Origin of the sequence: Nocardioides ginsengisoli, assembly GCF_039537225.1 — a bacterium.
Taxonomy (GTDB): domain Bacteria; phylum Actinomycetota; class Actinomycetes; order Propionibacteriales; family Nocardioidaceae; genus Nocardioides; species Nocardioides ginsengisoli.
This window is the reverse complement of sequence record NZ_BAABAC010000038.1, coordinates 6,028-22,528: the sequence shown is the minus strand read 5'-3', so window position 1 is coordinate 22,528 and position 16,501 is coordinate 6,028. Positions and strand designations below refer to the sequence as shown.

The 16,501-nt window shown below is 68.0% G+C and carries 19 protein-coding genes and 1 pseudogene; 4 read left to right on the top strand and 16 right to left on the bottom strand.

The annotated features are described in order from the left end of the window. Positions 1 to 11 precede the first annotated feature (11 nt). From AB4880_RS20105 to AB4880_RS20035, 15 genes and pseudogenes are all read right to left on the bottom strand, one after another. On the bottom strand, positions 12 to 512 hold the full coding sequence (locus AB4880_RS20105; RefSeq protein WP_345572141.1) for a helix-turn-helix transcriptional regulator: 501 nt from the start codon (positions 510 to 512) through the stop codon (positions 12 to 14). 41 nt (positions 513 to 553) lie between these two features. Further along, complete coding sequence (locus tag AB4880_RS20100) at positions 554 to 4,897, bottom strand: hypothetical protein (protein WP_367920991.1); 4,344 nt, start codon at positions 4,895 to 4,897, stop codon at positions 554 to 556. A 145-nt stretch (positions 4,898 to 5,042) separates the two neighbouring features. Then, complete coding sequence (locus tag AB4880_RS20095) at positions 5,043 to 5,411, bottom strand: hypothetical protein (RefSeq protein ID WP_344850708.1); 369 nt, start codon at positions 5,409 to 5,411, stop codon at positions 5,043 to 5,045. 399 nt (positions 5,412 to 5,810) lie between these two features. Then, on the bottom strand, positions 5,811 to 6,272 hold the full coding sequence (locus AB4880_RS20090) for an RRQRL motif-containing zinc-binding protein (RefSeq protein WP_344850704.1): 462 nt from the start codon (positions 6,270 to 6,272) through the stop codon (positions 5,811 to 5,813). Beyond that, on the bottom strand, positions 6,272 to 8,098 hold the full coding sequence (locus AB4880_RS20085; protein WP_367920990.1) for a hypothetical protein: 1,827 nt from the start codon (positions 8,096 to 8,098) through the stop codon (positions 6,272 to 6,274). The genes AB4880_RS20090 and AB4880_RS20085 overlap by 1 nt, the downstream gene beginning before the upstream one ends. A gap of 35 nt (positions 8,099 to 8,133) precedes the next feature. Beyond that, positions 8,134 to 8,472: a hypothetical protein gene (locus AB4880_RS20080; RefSeq protein ID WP_367920989.1), complete on the bottom strand. Its 339-nt coding sequence runs from the start codon at positions 8,470 to 8,472 to the stop codon at positions 8,134 to 8,136. Next, positions 8,472 to 8,693 carry a hypothetical protein gene (locus AB4880_RS20075; protein ID WP_344850698.1) on the bottom strand — a complete coding sequence of 74 codons (222 nt, stop codon included), beginning with the start codon at positions 8,691 to 8,693 and terminating at the stop codon, positions 8,472 to 8,474. The genes AB4880_RS20080 and AB4880_RS20075 overlap by 1 nt, the downstream gene beginning before the upstream one ends. After that, entirely contained in the window at positions 8,690 to 8,986 is a 297-nt protein-coding gene (locus AB4880_RS20070) for a DUF4031 domain-containing protein (protein ID WP_344850696.1), read from the bottom strand. Before AB4880_RS20070 ends, AB4880_RS20075 begins: the two co-directional genes overlap by 4 nt. Then, positions 8,983 to 9,366: a hypothetical protein gene (locus AB4880_RS20065; RefSeq protein WP_344850694.1), complete on the bottom strand. Its 384-nt coding sequence runs from the start codon at positions 9,364 to 9,366 to the stop codon at positions 8,983 to 8,985. Before AB4880_RS20065 ends, AB4880_RS20070 begins: the two co-directional genes overlap by 4 nt. Next, the gene (locus AB4880_RS20060; protein ID WP_367920988.1) at positions 9,366 to 9,719 is read right to left on the bottom strand and encodes a hypothetical protein; all 354 of its coding nucleotides are present in this window, start codon (positions 9,717 to 9,719) and stop codon (positions 9,366 to 9,368) included. The genes AB4880_RS20065 and AB4880_RS20060 overlap by 1 nt, the downstream gene beginning before the upstream one ends. Positions 9,720 to 9,729: 10 nt before the next feature. Further along, positions 9,730 to 10,383, bottom strand: coding sequence for a hypothetical protein (locus AB4880_RS20055; protein ID WP_344850691.1), 654 nt, complete (start codon positions 10,381 to 10,383; stop codon positions 9,730 to 9,732). 146 nt (positions 10,384 to 10,529) lie between these two features. Further along, positions 10,530 to 10,757: pseudogene (locus AB4880_RS20050) on the bottom strand (WhiB family transcriptional regulator); the annotation flags it as partial. Further along, complete coding sequence (locus AB4880_RS20045) at positions 10,754 to 11,401, bottom strand: hypothetical protein (protein ID WP_344850690.1); 648 nt, start codon at positions 11,399 to 11,401, stop codon at positions 10,754 to 10,756. The pseudogene AB4880_RS20050 and the gene AB4880_RS20045, both read right to left, overlap by 4 nt. Further along, on the bottom strand, positions 11,401 to 12,207 hold the full coding sequence (locus AB4880_RS20040) for a P-loop NTPase family protein (protein WP_367920987.1): 807 nt from the start codon (positions 12,205 to 12,207) through the stop codon (positions 11,401 to 11,403). The genes AB4880_RS20045 and AB4880_RS20040 overlap by 1 nt, the downstream gene beginning before the upstream one ends. 41 nt (positions 12,208 to 12,248) lie before the next feature. Beyond that, complete coding sequence (locus AB4880_RS20035; protein WP_367920986.1) at positions 12,249 to 13,127, bottom strand: DUF2637 domain-containing protein; 879 nt, start codon at positions 13,125 to 13,127, stop codon at positions 12,249 to 12,251. Between the two features lie 100 nt (positions 13,128 to 13,227). Here AB4880_RS20035 and AB4880_RS20030 point away from each other — a divergent pair, with 100 nt between their 5' ends. Then, a complete protein-coding gene (locus tag AB4880_RS20030) occupies positions 13,228 to 13,911 on the top strand; it encodes a helix-turn-helix transcriptional regulator (RefSeq protein ID WP_345572105.1) in 684 nt (227 codons plus the stop codon). Continuing rightward, complete coding sequence (gene cutA / locus AB4880_RS20025; protein ID WP_344850739.1) at positions 13,898 to 14,221, top strand: divalent-cation tolerance protein CutA; 324 nt, start codon at positions 13,898 to 13,900, stop codon at positions 14,219 to 14,221. Before AB4880_RS20030 ends, cutA begins: the two co-directional genes overlap by 14 nt. Positions 14,222 to 14,447: 226 nt before the next feature. Here cutA and AB4880_RS20020 read toward each other — a convergent pair whose 3' ends face one another. After that, a complete protein-coding gene (locus tag AB4880_RS20020) occupies positions 14,448 to 15,311 on the bottom strand; it encodes a M48 family metalloprotease (RefSeq protein ID WP_367920985.1) in 864 nt (287 codons plus the stop codon). 659 nt (positions 15,312 to 15,970) lie between these two features. On the opposite strand from AB4880_RS20020, the gene AB4880_RS20015 reads away from it, so the two are divergent. Both AB4880_RS20015 and AB4880_RS20010 read left to right on the top strand, forming a co-directional pair. After that, positions 15,971 to 16,213 carry a type II toxin-antitoxin system Phd/YefM family antitoxin gene (locus AB4880_RS20015; protein ID WP_344850746.1) on the top strand — a complete coding sequence of 81 codons (243 nt, stop codon included), beginning with the start codon at positions 15,971 to 15,973 and terminating at the stop codon, positions 16,211 to 16,213. Next, the gene (locus tag AB4880_RS20010) at positions 16,210 to 16,473 is read left to right on the top strand and encodes a Txe/YoeB family addiction module toxin (RefSeq protein ID WP_344850748.1); all 264 of its coding nucleotides are present in this window, start codon (positions 16,210 to 16,212) and stop codon (positions 16,471 to 16,473) included. The genes AB4880_RS20015 and AB4880_RS20010 overlap by 4 nt, the downstream gene beginning before the upstream one ends. The last annotated feature ends 28 nt before the right edge of the window (positions 16,474 to 16,501 follow it).

Below are 16,501 nucleotides of genomic sequence, written 5' to 3'. Positions count from 1 at the left end.
CAAGCACGTGCTTACGGAGTGGAGCTCGGGGGCGGGGAGGCGCTCCGGTAGCTCATCCCCGGCGAGTAGTTGTCGATGTAGAGCACCGACCCCAGGCCGCCCCGGTCGTGCGGGTCGTCGTTGGCGTAGATGTTCACAATCGCCTGATTGAGGAGGTCTTCGGCCTCCTGGTCCTGCCCATCGGCGTACAGGGCTGCGATCTCCTCCATGATCTCCGGCGGCAGCGACACGTTGCCGATGTCGCGCGTCCCGTCCTCATCACCTGCAGACAGGTTGATCACCACAACCCGACCGACGTTCATCGACCGCACGCGGGAGATCTTGCCCGCAGCAACCTTGCGCCGTACCGACCGCTCAACGTTCGGGATGCGCTGACGGGTCCGCTTCGAGGGGTTCTGGGTGCCGGCCAGGTACCGCTGAGCGGTCCGGCGCGAAACCCCCAGCTTGTCCGCGAGCCAGCTCGAAGCCTTCTTGCCGTGCTCGTTGCGCACCTGTTCGAGCGTCTCGTCCAAGCTCAGGTCACGCCCGAACAGCCCGAACCACGACCGGCCTTTCACTTGCGGCCCTCTGCCTTCTCCAGCTCGTCATAGATCGTCTTCCACCGGCCGACCCGATGCGCCTCGACCATCCGCGGCGTGACCTGTGCACACCCGACCGGCTTGAACTTGCCGTACTGGTCGCTGACCACCAGGCCTGGCGGGACCACCTCCGGAGAGGCGACCTCGAACCAGGCCGCGTCGACGTGCTTGGCGATCACGCGGGCCGCGCCCTGGTCGACCTTGTCGAGCGCCCGGTACATCCGGGCCTCCGCGGTGCTCTCGATCATCGCGGCCCAGTCGACTCGCAGCGTCAGCGTGTTGTTGTGCTTCTCCGAGCGCAGCGCGCCACCGAACAGACGCGTGTTGGTGGCCTTCACCGCGCGGTGTGCCATCCGCGCCCCCAGGTTGTCGGCCTCCAGGTCCTTCAGCACCGCTCGCGCCTCGCGGAACATCGACACGTGCGTGCGCAGCCACCGCCGCGCCTCCGGCCAGATCAGCGAAGCCTTCACCGCCGGGAGCGCACGGATTTGCTCGAGGTAGACCGCCAGCGGGACCGGCACCCAAAGGCCGGCGGTCAGCCGGTCAGCGAGCCCGTACGGTGCGGTGGTTGCGTCCGCGGCGAGCTGGACCCAGCCCGGCCGCTTCTGCCAGCCGATCGGCAGTGTCGCGCTCTCGGTCAGGACTGGATCGCCCGTTCCTAGGTCGATGTCGGCCGCGGACGGGTAGAAGCCGTTCACGTCGAAGCTGGCGATCCACGCGCCTTCGGTGAGCGCCTCGCCCATGGTGCGGGTCCGGCTCCTCCACCAGTTCTGCCGAAGGTCGCCGCTACCGGTCATGTCGACCATCACCGGGGCGAGCTGGGCCTGGTCGAGCGGGGGAAGGTCCGGGATCGACTGGTGCCGAAGCGACCCGTTCAAGATTCGCTTGGCCGTGTCGAACGGGCCGCGGAACTCGATGCCGCGCATCGCCTCATGCCACAGCCGCTCTGCCTCCGTCAGGTCGTCCGGGGTGGCTTCGGGGTGCTGGTCCTTGAGCCAGGTTGTCAGGTAGGTCACCGCTGGGACAGCGGCCGGGGCCGCTGTGCGGTTCTGAGCGCGCCTGCCCGACTTCCGGGGTCCAGTGGGTGCCACCGGCTCCGCTGGGGTCTCTACGGGGCGCTCAGGGGCGCTGACGGGCGATTCCGGCGCCAGCTCTGCCCGCGGAGAAGAGGTCTCCGGGGCGGCCGTTGCGCGCGGTGCCGGTGGCGGGGTGGGAGCGTCCGGCAGCGGGGCCGGCTCTTTGCCGGGGTCGCCGTCTTCAGGCTCCTCCGGCGGGAACAGCCAATCGTGGTTCATCTCCCAGACCCACTGTGGTTTGCCGCCCATCCGGCGCTGGACCGCGTTCCGCTGGACCGGCTTGCCGTCCTCGCGCGGCGGAAGCTTGATCACCCCGGCATCGGCCAGGCGCTGAGCCATAGATTCCTTGGTCAGGCCCATCGGCTCCTTCTCGGCATTGGCCTGCCGCTCCAGGTGCGGGAACAGGCTCGACGGCAGCAACCACACCGTTTTGCCATCGGTCCACCCGACCGGCTCACCGGCCAGGCGGTAACCACCGTCGAAGGAGTTCAGCTCCCACCCGTACGCCTCCGGGTTGACCGGCGTACCGCCCTCGCGGGAGTGGAACGCGATCCGGCGACCCAGGAGCAGAGCGTTGACCATCTCGCGCAACCGGTCGGCCGGCGTCCGGCTGGCCCGGCCGTCCAGCATCCGGCGCTTCGCCTCCAGCAAGCCCTCCCACGCGGACGCCCACAGCTCCGCGGCCATGCTCGAAGAGATCGCCCCCAGCTCGGTCGCCATGTCGAGCATGGCGCGCCAGCCCACCGCGAGATCAGCCACGACACCGGAGGCCCGCAGGTCGGCGTTGCGCTGTTCGTCGGTCTGGTCGGGGTTGTCCTCCGCAAGAGCGATCGACAACTCGGCGCGCGTCTCCGACAACCAGGCGGTCAGCGGGTGGCGCGAGGCGTAGTACCGGACCATGGCCGCGATCAGCGAGGCCCGGTCCTGCGGTGCCGTGCCGGTGCTGAGCTGGGCGACCGCACCGTTCGGGGTCAGGTCCAGATCGCCCGGCAGGAACCGGACCGTCGCCAGCCGGGTTTCGGCCGACTGCATAGAGGTCGACTGCTCACCGGTCACCACCGGCAGGCCGCGGGGCGGGTGGCTCACCTTGACGTTGGTCTTGCGGTCCATCCGGACCTTGCCCTTGCGGTTGTACTGGCTCCGCGCGATCGCATTCAGCCGCTCGGCTGCCTTCTCCGGACCCTTGTCGGGGGCCAGGTCGTCCAGCGGGAACAGGATGTCTCCGGCCAGGAACCGCAGATCCCCAATGGCATTCGTCGTACCGGCGTCTTCACCGGCACCGACACCGGCCATGTCCTCGAACGATGACGACGAATCGTAGTGCTGGGCAACGACCGAGGTCAGCGAGGTCTTACCGGTGTACGGGCTACCGACCGGGAACAGCGTCACCTGCGAGAACCCCAGGCACGCCCGGTAGGCCGCGCCCAGCATCGGCCCGGCGATCCGGGCCGGGGCCGCCGCCATGATCTCGACCGACGCATACACCGCGCGCTGCAGGTCTTCCATCGTGGTCGGCGGTTCCGGCAGCGCGAACCGGCGAAGCTCCGGCGGTACGTCGACCGTGATCCCGTCGACCACGCCGCCCGCATCGATCGCCCCGCCCGCGTGCACGTACACGGTCCGGCCGTTGAACTCCTGCCAGCCCAGCGCCCCGTACAGCGGGGTCAGTGGGATGTCCTCGCCAGAGGTCTTCTCGATCGCCTCCCGCAGCAACGACTTCCCGGCCTGGTGGCGCTTCGCCGGGATCAGCCACGGCAGGTCGTTCACCCACGAGCCGCGCTCCCACCGGTCGACGTCGACCCGGTCCATCCGGAACTCCTCGCCCTGGCGGGTGGCCTGCAGGTCGTAATGCGAGGCCTCCGGCTGGACGCCGTCAGGGAGCACTTTCGCGTAGCGGGCAACGATCCTGACCGGCACCGACAACAGCGGCAACCGCTTCGTAAGCCGGTTCTTCCGGTCGTGGATGACCTTGAAAATGCCGTCCGCCGACGCCTCGAAGTGGTCCTCGACCGTGACCGTGTGCCACGGCTCTTCCTCATCGTGGCCACCACCGTCACCGCCACCGGTGCCGCCTCCCCCACCGCCACGCAGACCGGCGTTGTCGAGCAGCTCGGCTTCGAGCCCTGAGGGGAAGTCGTACACCCGGCCGCCGGCCTCCGAGTCCGGCTCCGAGTCTGGCGCGATCGCCGGGGCCGCGGCCGACTCGACCACGTAGACGCCGTGCTCCTCGTGGACCTGGTCGACCTCCGCGACCAGGGCCGCCAGCGACTCCAGCTCGACCGGCTCAAGGTCGCCTTCGCCGTACCCGGCCTCCAGGTGGTCGGTCGAGTCCTTGCCCTCCAGCGGGCGAACCACGGCGATCGACGCGGCCACGCCCTCCAGCTCGCTCGCCACATTCAGCACGTGGCGGTAGCCGGGGTAACCCCTGGTCGGGGTCAGCGGGTCAACGTCCGTCACCAGCACAACGTGAGCACCCCGAAGCGCTTCGGAGTACTGCGGGAGCCACTGGTTGCCGTCCTTGGCGATGTACGCCCCGCCGGGGTTCGTCGTCGCGCACACCCCGACCGCGGCCCACGAGTCCGCGTCCTTCTCGCCCTCGACTACGTAGACCAGGCCGCCGGCCTTCTTCGTCGCGAGGACATCGGGCAGCCGGTACAGCTCCCGCCTCTCGAGTATCGGCATCTTCTTCGTGGAGATCCGGCGACCGTCCTTGGTGTACGAACGGGCGGTGTACTTGACCGGCCCGTTCGACCAGCGGCGCACCTCGAACACCGGTACGCCGTCCGCAGAGGCGTAGACGTAGGTGGCGATCAGCTCCGCGTCAGCCCAGGTCTTGACCGGCTCCGCGTCGACCTCCGGAGCCGGGGTCACGGGGGCCGGCCTTTTCGGGCGCTCCTGCTTTTGGCGCCGGGTGCGCTCCTCGCGCGCCTGGCGGTCGTTGTCGCTGGACGGGCGCGCGGGCGGGGTGTCGAACGTGTCCGATGCCCTCAGGCCCAGCGACTCAACCACGCTGAAGAAGTCGCAGCCCTTGAAGCACTTGAGCTTCACCAGGCCGCCGCGGGTGCCACTCGACCAGGTCACCGACAGGCTCGGCTTGCGGTCCGGACCGTGTCCGGGGTCGGGGCAACGCGCGTAGACCTGATCACCTCTGTTCGAGGTGGTTGCGACACGATCGCCCAGGGCGTCGACGACGCGCTGTAGGGACGAACGGTCCGCGCGGATTTCCGGGGCAGCGCTACTCAACGTGCTAGCCTCTCGGCAGGTGATGAGTGGTCAGATTTCTGACCACGTGAAGTGGCTCGGCTTCGGAGTTGGCGCTCCGACCCGATGACTTGATCGGCCCCCAGCCGTTGGAGCGGCGCGGGGGTCGTTTCTTTTTGCCCTACGTCTAGGCGGCCCTCCCGCTCTCCGTGCTGGTCGCGGCGATCGCCGTACGGGCGAGCGTCGCGAGTGCTTCCGCAGCCGCCAGCACCTTCTCCGGCTGGCCCTTCATCAACTCCGCGAGCCGCGTTGTCGCGACTCCCGCGCTCAAGATCTCCGCGTACGCCGTCGCCAGCTCCGCCGGGACCTGCGCACCCTTGAATCCGGTTCCCTTGCGGTCCGCCAGTTCGGCCGTTGCGGTGTACCCCGGCAGAAGGCCGGCCCTCGCCAGCAATGCCGCTGACGACGGCGACCGTCCGGCCGCCCTCGCTACCTCGCGGATCGTCCACGCTTCTTGCACGTCGACCAACCTCCTGTCGTGCGGGATCTTGCACATTGCCGCCGACGCTATCGGCGGGGTCAGAACTGTCGGCGGAGGACACGCCGGTCAGCGCGCGCGGGTCTTCGAGTTCGTGCAGGTGGCGGACACCCGGCGTACCGGTCCACAGCCACAGGTCGGCCACCAGCTCGGGGCGGGTGCGGTGCCGCTGCGATCGGCCGGCGGGTCGGTAGCCGAGGATCGCTCCCGCCTGGTCGGCCGCGGTGTGGTGCATCCGAACCGCGGCCGCCTGGTGCTCGACCAGGTCGCCCACCTTGAACCACCAGCCCTCCATCGGGCCACCGGACAACGCCACGAGGGCGACCACGGTCAGCGCCTCATCCGGCCCTGCCTGCTCGCCCTCCTGGTGCGGCTCGGGTGAACCGACCTCGATCAGCGCCACACTCTGCCCGGCCGTCACGCGGCCCCCCACATGGCGACCACGTCGACGTACGGGCCGGTCCGGCCAGACGCCACGCACTCACCACAGCGGCCCTCGCGGACCGAGATGCAGTGATCGGCCGTGGACTGGCAGATCGGGCACCAGCACCGCAGGGCCAGCGCAGCGGCGCGGGCCTTCGCGAGGGCTTCGAGCTGGGCCGCGGTCGCCGGCCTTTTCGGCTTCGCCAAATCCACCCGGTACAGGTATGCGAGCCGCGGGTAGCGGGTGCAGAGCATTTGCGCCTGAATCTCCTGGTTTCCCGGCTGAAGCCGCATTGCCGCCAGCTGGCGGACGGTGGCCAATCCGGAGGGAGCCCCGCGGAAAGGGAAGGTGGGTACGCCGTTCACGAGCCAGGCCCAGAACTGGCGGCCGTCGCCCAGGTCAACGCGTTGTTTTTGCGCGAAAGCAGGAAAACGCGAAAACGTCTGGTTGCGCATTAGTCGAACACCTCTTCGGCTTCGAGAACGCGGCTGCGGATGCGGTTGCGGTAGTAGAAATCGACCGCTTCCCGGTTCCACTTGTTGCCTGCTCCGGAGCGGACGGCAGGCTCGGGGAACTCCGGGTCCTGACTGGCTTTCCGGATGCGCATGAGCGCCTTCTCGAAGGTGTCATTTCCGTCTGGCTGGACGGCCTCGATACCGAGCTCGACCGCCTGGCGGAGCGTGATCAGCTCCTCTGCAGGCTCCAGCTCGCGGACCTGTTCGACCGTGTGGACCGGCGCGGGGCCGGCGGTCGGCAGCTCGTCTTCAGACAGCAGAGCTGAGAGCTTCTCAAGCCCCTCCCCTACGGGCAGGAACCCCAGAGCGAGCTTGGGAAGCTGAGAAAAGTCACCCGACCAGGCGTACGTCCGGATGTCCTCCTTGCTCCACAGCGCCACCTGAGTCTCGATCGCACGCGACGCCCGGACGACCTGAACCCGGCCGGGGATATCGCTCTTCTTCGGCATCGGGGAAATCTCCGGGGCGAGCATTTGCCAAGCCCGGTTTGAATACCGCGCAAGAACGCGGTTGCCGTAATTCTCGCGAATAGCAGAACCGCCCGCGGCATTGGACGAACCGAACTGGAAAATAGCCAACAGGTTTTCCAGCACCGTACGACCCATTGACGCTACGTCTTCCAATGCGTCGACCGCCGGGGAGCGGTCCGGGTCGCTCTTCTCCTTGTGCTTCTTCCAATAGCGGGACAATTTACGGACGGTGACATTTTGTTCTTCGCAGACCGTGAAAATTCGGGTGAATGGCAAAACCTCGTCATCATCCAGATCATCGGTCATCTTGTTCCGCATTTCGCCTTCGAGAGCGAGCCAAAGGAGCGTGTTGTGAATGTCTTTGATATCGCGGACATAAACAACGTTCGGGTGATCGCGGAGGTATTTAAGGCTGGTGCGCTTGTAGTCGAGAATGATCACCAGTGCTCCGTTGTGGAGGAGCTGGCACGCCTGCCCGTAGGCATAGTTCGACTTGCCGCCGCCGGTGCTCATCGACAACAGCGTGTGCGGGGCTTCGTCGTCCAGGTCGGTCGCGACCACCTGGTCGCCCGCGGTCAGGCCGATGACCGGAGCGGAGGCCGGCTGCTTCTCCATCGCGTCGAACAGGTCGGAGGCCAGGACCAGCCGGGGCACCTTCGGGGCGTGCCTCAGCTCCAGCCAGGGAGCGGAGGTCTGGGGGTGGGCAAGGACTTGGACCTCATCGAAATCCAGGTCGATCTTGCGGCAGACCGCCATCGCGATTTCCTGAATGTGCTTCGCGTTCTGGACTTGGAAGTCTTCCGGCAGGTGCAGGCTGATCCGCATGTCCAGGTTGGTCAGGTAGTCGACCGGGATCTCTACCCAGTCCTCAGCCTGAATGCTGGACGGGTGCCCGACCAGACCACAGAACGCCACGTGCACCGGAATCACCACATCGCGCCTGTGGCGGTACAAGGTGAATGCCACGTAGGCCCGCCACACAGCCACCCCGAGTACCACTCCGGCGGTTACCACGCCGATCACCTGCAATTGGCGTGGCCACCGCAGGTACGCCACAAAGGACCCCACCACCAGGAGGCGTGAGGCGAGCCTTTTGTAGCCCGGCAGGTATGACCACTGGGTAGGGGCACCGGGGGCGAACCAGGGCTTATCGCCGGTGTCTTCCGTACCCGCGGAGAAGAAGTTGGCGTCCGTGCGGTGAATGCCGTTCAAAGGCCGGCCACTGACGAAGCGGGCGACCAGCCGCAGGAGCCACCAGGCCAGCAGGAACAGCGGGTGGAGCAACAGCGAGATCACGCCCCGCTGCCGAGCTACCTGTACGTGCCTTCTCCTCATTCCGGCAACCTCCCGCCAGACGAAGCCGCGTAGGCCACTGCCGCGACCGCGGAGGCGATGAGCGCCACCGAGGCCGCGGCGAGGGTGATCCCGCGCAGCGCTACGAACGAGCCGATCTGTGCCGTGCCGAGCACGGCGAACGCGGTAGCGGCCAGCCGCTTCTTGCGGCGGCCGTACTTGTAGGCCTGCTTCAGGTTGTTCCAGCCCCGGCGGGCCGCCGTCCTCTTCTGGCGGCCCGATCCGGGGCGGGTGCCCTTGGTGTGGCGGGTGACCTTGACGGACTTTCCGTCCGCGCCCTTGCGGGTGTAGGCCTTCACCGAGGCGCGACCAGCCATCAGCCGATCACCCGGCCGGACAGGTCACGCAGCGGCGTCTCGCGGGCGCGGCGGCGGGCACCGGCCGCGGCTACCGCGTCGACGCGGTAGTCGGTCCAGATCGCCCACAGCAGGCAGCCGACCAGGACGAAGAGCACCACCACAGCGCCCGCGAACACGAACTCGAGTACGTGCCCCACGGTCTGGGCGGTGGCCCACACCTCTCGCAGCGTGTCTTTCATCGGTCGATCTCCTTTCCGGCGTGGTCTTGGCGCTTGGTGTCGAGCAGGCCCGCCGTGCCGCGCGGGTAGGCCACGGCCACAGCTCCGGCCGCCAGCGCGGCGGTCCGCTTCGAGTCGGTGACGTCGAAGTGCTCGCGGTAGGTGCCGGCGTGCTGCAGCCAGCTCGGCAGCAGGCCCAGTTGGGCGCCAAACGCCACCAGCTCCTGCGAGGTGTCGGCGAACAGGTGCGACCAGCGGGCGTCGATGTTGCCGACGCGGGCCTTGCGGCGCATGTCGTCCACGTAGACGGTCATCGGACGCTCCCTGCGTAGGCCAGCGCCGCCCGCAGCGCCGGGGAGGGAGTGAAGCGGGTGAGCGAGACGCCGATACGGCACGCCTCGCACAGCAGATCGGTACCGACCCGCTCCAGGTCGTGTAGGTCGCCCAGGATGTGCCACGGCTCGAACGCGGGCAGGTGGTGGCCGCCGGTGGACTCGCTCTCGCCCTCGCGGTACTCGCAGCCGTCGCACTCCGCGAGGTAGCAGCGGACCGGCAGACGGGTAACCACCGCGCCCGGCGGGAGCTTGACCGCGGCGGCGATCGCCAGCGGGCGCGTGGCGAAGTGCAGCTCATCGCCTTCGGGCGGGATCGTTGCCACCCAGCACGGTGCGTCTTGCGCCTTCTGGATCGCCATCAGGCCACGTCCTCGCTGCGGTGCTGGGCGAGGTGCATCAGGTCCAGCGAGGTCTTCCCCCGGCCGGTTCCGGCGAGGGTCACCGTGTGGCCGGCCAGCGCCGAAGCGGCGTCGGTCCGGCGGCGCTCGTCGGCCAGCTCGTCCAGCTCGACATGGAGGTGACCGAGCCCGTTGGACAGCGCCTCCAGGTCGGAGCGGCGGACCTTGCCCGCGGAGAGGAGGGCTTCGACCACGGCGGCCAGTACGTCGGCGGTGTCGCTGGCAGCGGCCAGCCGGTCGACCACGGTCACCGGAGCGACCGGCAGACCGGGAACCACGGTGAGGCCTTCGGCGGTGGCCTGTGCATCGGTCATCTCGAACATGTCAGAACTCCCCAGATTCGTGGTTTGACGTTTTGGTGTTTTCGCGCGGAAGGGTCATCGGGATCTGGTCGGCCAGGAACTGGAGCCAGCCACCGTGGTAGGTGGCGGCGAGCCCGTCGCGGATCTCGTCATCGCTCAGCGCCTCCGCGGACAGGCCGATCCCGGCCACGTCGGGGAAGTCGCAGTGGTCGACCCAGGAGCGGGCCGCGGCGAGCTGCAGCTTGCTCGGAACGGGGCCGCGGTTGATCAGCTCCTGGTGGAGCATTCGCAGACCGGCGTTGCCGATCACCTCGCCGTCCCAGACACCCAGCGTCCGGGGCTGCGGGGCAGCCAGCGCCCAGTCCGCGATGACCGAGACCACGTCGACCAGGTCGACACGGAGCAGCTCGGCAGCCGCGGCGACCGTGTGCGAGCCGGAGGCCCGCTCGATCGCCAGCGCGGCCAGTCCGTCGTTGAGGTACGGGTCGGTGAGGAACCCGGCCCAGTCGCCGTCGTGGTGGTGGTCGATGTACTCGGCAACGTTGGCCGGGGACTGGTTGCCGGGGATCGGCGCGCACACGTCGACCAGCCACTCAAGGCCGACCGCGACCAGGTCGTCCACCGTCGTGTTCAGCTCGCGCGCTGCGGTTTCCAGCGGCTCATCCCAGGTGCTCATCAGGCCGCCTTCCGGTCCGGGGTGGCTGGAGACTGGCGGGGCCCGCGCGTCTTCGCAGGCTGGGCCCCGCCAGAGATCGTGTTCGCGTTTTCGCGCGAAGCCGTTTTGACGGCAGCGGCGACCCGCGTAGGGGTCTTCTTCTGGGGCTGCAGCTTCCGGCGCTCGCGCTCGGACAGGCCGCCCCAGATCCCGAAGCGCTCGTTGTGGTCCAGCGCGTAGGCCAGGCACTCAGCGATCACCGGGCAGCCTTCGCAGACCTTCTTCGCGTCGCGGGTGCTGCCGCCCTTCTCGGGGAAGAACGCTTCAGGGTCGGTCTGGGCGCACAGGCCCGACTCGCTCCAGGTACCGGGCAACTGCAGGTAGCCGGTGCTCATCGGCCGGCCTCCTGCCGGGCGGTGGCGAGCACGAAACGGTAGAAGCCGAACGGCTCGTCCAGCGGACCCAGAACCGCGGTGAACGGCAGCGGGTCCGAGCCGGTGATGTCCGGCGGGAGGCTCCACAGCGTCAGGCGTTGGTCGCTGGAGTCCTGAATGAGCGACTCGACCCGATCGCGGGTCAGGTCGGCCCAGTCGGCGCGGAAGGCGTTCTCGTGGATCGGCTGCCAGCTTCCGCGGGGGTCCTCCGGCAGCAACGCTTCGCCCTGGCGGAAGACGACCGCGCCGAAGGTACTGCCGGTCATCACGACCGCGACCACTGGCAGGCCCAGCGAGACGTAGTTGCCGGCCTTGGCCGTGACCAGGCCGCACACCAGCAAGACCAGGACGTAGCCCCAGCGGTACTGCCAGCGGGCGTGGCGGCACTGGATCGCGTCGTCAATCAGGCCGCGGCCGACCAGGAGCAGGAGCCCCGCGGAGCCGAAGCCACCGCACAGGCGGTTGGTCATGCTCAGCGGGTGGTTGCCGTAGTGGTCGGCGTGCGACCAGACCACGACCACGGAGGCGGCAATGAGGAGCTGGACGACGTAGGCGGCGCTCTGGGCGCGGAGAACGCGCAGGGTCTTGTTGGTGGCGGTGCTCATCACTGGTCTCCCCAGGTGGTCGAAGCGAGGTACGGGAACGGCTGGTTTTCAACGGCTCGGGAGGCCCACTCCCGAACCGCGGTGTCGGTCCACAGCGGGACCTGTGTCTCGATCGCGTAGTCGTGGCCGAACACGACGTGCATCCGGCCGGGAATCCGGGCCATCGCGGGCTGGAGCGGCTCGCCGCACCCCAGGAGGTCCCAGCCCAGCCGGGTCTGACGGCCCAGGACCCGTACGCCGAACTGGTCGCGCCACGACGCGGACGGCGGGCGCTGGGTGGTCGCGATGACCCGGACATCCAGCGGGCCGCCCTCGAACAGTGCGAGGCGTAGGGCGTCCAGCGCCGGAGAGACCACCGGGCCGCCGGACGGCATCAGCCTCATCCAGTGGCGGGACAGCAGTTCCTTCAGGATGTCGAGGCCTTCGACCGCGACCGTGAGCGGCATGTAGGCCGGGACGCCTGCCTCCAGTGCTGCCGCGCGGGCCGCCATCTCGTCGGCCAGGCAGGTCAGGAGCCGGTGAATCGCGGTGATCCGGTGGCCGTGCATCAGGTTCGGCAGGTCTGCGACCTTGCGGAACGACGCACCGCTGACGCGGGAGTCCACGACCAGGACCGAGCCACCGCGAGCGAGATCCTGAGCTGCGATTCCTCGCAGCGTGTTGGTCTTGCCGTGCCCGGCCGGGGCGACCATCAGCACGTTGTGGTCGTTGGCGCGGGTACTGAGCTGGTCGGTGTAGACCACGCTGCCGTCACCGGCCGAACCGATCGCCGTGGCTCCGGCCGACTCCGGCGGGTAGGTGCCCATCTCGCGGACCAGGTCCGCGACGGTGTAGCGCGTCGGGAAGCTCATGCCTGCCCACCCCCGGCGATCGCCTTCAGGTGCGGCGCGGAGGCAAGAGCGGCGGTGTGCTCGTTGGCCACCTTGTGCGCGTTGCTGCGGTCGGTCTTCAGCCCGCGCTCTGCGAGCCAGTACCGGGCGGCCGGGACGTTGACCTCACCGACCTCTTGGAACGCGAGGAGAAGGGCTGCCTTCTTCGTCAGACCCACGAGCGCCGGGTCCAGGTCGCCCGCCTTCTCGATCAGCGCCTGCAGCTCGGCTTCGGACGCCTTGTCCCGCGGAGCAGAGGTCACGAGGGACTGGGCTTCGCGGTAGGTCGCGAGGGCAAGGTCACCGTTCGAGATGCCCTGACCAACCGCCAGCGAGAACGCGCCCCAGGTCTCGCGGTAGTGGAGCATCCAACGCAGCGGCCGGTACCGGGGAGCCGGGGAGTCGATCGCGCCCAGCTCGCGCAGCTCCTGGCGGCGCATCGCCCGCAACGTGCGCTCCCAGACCATCGCGGCCGACAGCGACGCGATGCCGTAGAAGACCGCCGCGCGCATACCGCCGACCGCATCCGCGTGCCACACGTTCAGGGCCGCGGACAGTCCGGCGTACAGCCACACCAGGAACCGGTCCAGGCCAGCCGAGTCACCGGCCAGCGTCGCCCGCCAGGCAAGCAACGCCATGTAGAGGCCCGCCGCGTCGATCGTCAGCGGGACCAGCGGAGCCATCGCGCCCAGGTCCAGCCACTCCCGACCCAGCCGAACAAGACCCGTCCACGACGCCACCGCGGGAGCCATCACAACCACAACAAAGGGCGCCGCAAACAGCACGCGACGCCCTACAGCCAGGAGCGGAGAGAGGGAGGCTGCCGCCTCACCGAACCGCTGACCCTTCGAAGTCATTCAGTCACTCCTTGATCGGAAGCGGTCTATTTGGTCTGCTTTGTGCCTTAGATCATGGGGTCCTGTATGTCCGCTTGTCAAGGTCCGTAGACTGGGGCGGGTGAGCACACCACCCGACACCACCCGAACAGGGGAGCTGATCCGCAAGAGACGGATGGAGCTTCAGATGTCCCAAGCCGAACTAGCCGAAAAGGCCGGCGTAGCCACACGGCAGATTCGGCGCTACGAGGCCGGCGAACAGCAACCATTGCTGTCGGTAGGCGTAGCGATCGCCCAGGCCCTCAAAGTGCCAGTGACAGAGCTGGCCGGGGTCACTCTGCTGCACCGAGTAGCTCTGTCGGGCGAATGGTGGATGGCTTGGCAGACAAGCCAGAACCACCAAGAAGTCATCACCTCTCAGACGGTGATGCTGACCCAGCAAGACGACCTAATCCACGTCCAGACAAACTCGCGCGGCAGCGTCACCCTCAATGAGGGTGGCTACAACTGGCAGGGCGAGATGCGCCTGTGGGACAACAAGATCCTGATGGGCTGGTACGCCGCCGAAGATGGCGCGGTCAACTCCAAAGGAACGCTCTACTTCGTCCTGCACAACCACGGCGTGAACGCGCTAGGAATCTGGACGGGCCTCAGTCATGACGGCATGATCCTGTCGGGCTGGGGCGCACTAGGACGTAGCGAAGATGAGGTCCGCCAACAGATCGCCGAACTCAAGAGGACGCTCGGAGCCACCGCACTACGGACAGCTCCCCAACTCGAAGGATCAACTGATGACAGCGCTTGAGCACGTTGTGGCCCTCACCACCACCCCGACCGAAGACGAGGCGAAGACCCTTGCTGACGGGTTGGTTGAGGCCCGACTAGCCGCCTGTGTCCAGATCACATCCCCAATCACCGCCGTGTACCGATGGAAGGGGAAGGTCTGGCACGAACCCGAGTGGCAACTGTGGATCAAGACGGCAACGGACAAGCGCGACCACATTGCCAAATACCTCGAGGAGCACCACAGCGGCGAAGTTCCTGAGCTGATCTTTCTACCGATCACCGGTGGCTCACAGGCGTACCTCGACTGGATCATCGAAGAGACCCGCTAGTCAGCAAAACCCAAAAGGGCCGGCCCCCGTTCGTCGAAGAAACGGGGGCCGGCCTTTTTGCGGTCTCCGGGTGGCCTTCCGCCCCCGTTGCCCCGGACCGGTGAGCAACGGCACATGACGGGCCCGGTAGGCGGTGGCCTCACCCCGGAGACCTGTCTCAGGATGACCGAATCGACGAAAGGCCGGCCGAAGTTATCCACAGGTCCAGCTCGACCAGGCGGGCCACCTACGCGGAGTCGATCCGGTAGGGCTGGTGGGTGCTCTCGGCAAGCTTCTTGAGGTGCTTCTCCAGCGCCCGCTGGCGGCGCGTCTCGATCGGCTGAGTGTCACCCACGCCGAAGCGCTCCGGACGCCATCCCGGAGCCGACTGTGCCCGGTGGAACTCGCGCCCGGCGAACACCTCGACCAGCGGTGTGCCGTAGCCGAGATCCGCGGCTGTCCGGTCCGCTGCCTGCTCGCCGTGGCGCGACAGCCACGGCACCAGCAACGGCGCGGACCAGGCCGACAGCAAGAGCACCGTGTGGTAGTCGAATTCGGTCACGAACCACAGCACGAACACCCCGAACGACAGGATCGCAATCACCGCCCAGACAACCTTTTTCCAGAAGTCATGCCGAAGGCCGGCCCGCAGTACTACGCCGGTCATCCGGGCGGGCAGAGACAGCCAGTACAGGAACAGCGACACCTTCGGGGGCAGCGCCAGGTGGTGCGCCAGCTCGTGCGCGAGAACCGCCTCCAGGTTGCGCTGAGGCAGCGTGTAGAGGCTCCAGTTGGTCACCGCGACCGTTCGGCCGACCGTGGCCGGTGCGGTCGTCTCGGGGCCTTCGTGGATCCAAACCCGGAACCGGCCAGGATCGATCCCGGCCGCATGGCAGACCGCCAGCCAGGCCGGAGCGATCCGCGCGAGCTCCTGGTCCGAAGGCTCCCGCAACCGCCACCACTTGGCCGCCAGGAACGACTCTGCCTGGTGGAAGAAGATCCCGACCCCCGACGCAAGCGCCACCGTCAGCACCACCCGGTACGCGGTGGTGCTGAACAGGCCGATGAACTGGATGGACATCCACGACCACCACAGCCACGGCAGCGCCATCGCCAGCTCCGCGACCCCGGCAAACTGCCTCCAGCCCCGCTGGGCAGGTTCTGGCCGCGACTGCGGAACGTGGTTCGAGGCGGGCCGGGCCGCCCAGGGCGCGACCGACTGCGGGTCAGCAATCGCCGGGCTGGGCTGCGGTACGTATGTCGGCCGCGGCTGGGGTGCGATTGGCGCCGGAGGCTGCGCCTGAATGGCCGGCGGTTGGGTCGTCGCGGCCGGGATCTGCCAGCCGGGGTTCTGGCTGGGCAGTGGTGGGCCTGGTGGTCGACCAGGGGCCGGCCGATGGGAAGGGCCAAGCTCCCGCGGAAGAGGAGGCCCGGACGGCTGGTGAGCTGAGCCAGGCTGCGGAGTCGGATTGTTGCTTTCAGCCCCATTCATCTTTCGCAGCGTAATCACGCCCGCCGACACAGCCCAGGGGTTTTGCAGCTACCTGCAGCCGATCAGCCTTGACGCTGGGTGCGGTCGAGTGCGGTCGAGTGCGGTTGAGTGCGGTTGAGTGCCTGGTCATCCGAGCCTGTCTGTGCCTGGTCGACGGCAGCGGGGCCGGGCCTCGACTCCGGCCGCCTGAAATCGGCCCGACCAGTCACCCGCGCGAAGTGGTACCATTTTCGGTACAAGGGGTCGAGTCGGGGCAACGCGATTGTGAGGTATCCAGATTGGCGATTAACGCATCCACGGCAAGGCGGGAACTGTTCCCGCTGATCGAGCAAGTCAACGACGACCACAACCCTGTGGAGATCACGTCGAAGGCCGGCAACGCGGTGCTGATGTCGCTAGACGACTACACCGCCTTGACGGAGACGGCATACCTCCTGAGGTCGCCCGCGAACGCGCAGCGGCTACTGGACAGCCTGAATCAGGCCAGGGCGGGCGACCGAAAGGAACACCCGCTGACGTGAGAGTCGTATTCACCCCGATCGGCTGGGAGGACTACACCCACTGGCAGGCCAACGACCGCGCCCAGGTCAAGCGGATCAACCGCCTGATCGAAGACGCGCTCCGCGACCCGACCAGCGGCATCGGCAAACCCGAACCGCTCAAGCACGTGCTTCAGGGCGCGTGGTCCCGGCGGATCGACCAGGAGCACCGGCTCGTCTACCTGGTCGACGGTGACGACCTGGTGGTGCTCCAGGCCCGCTACCACTACGAGAAGAAGTAGCTCCCACCCGCAGCACCCCGGCGGCCCG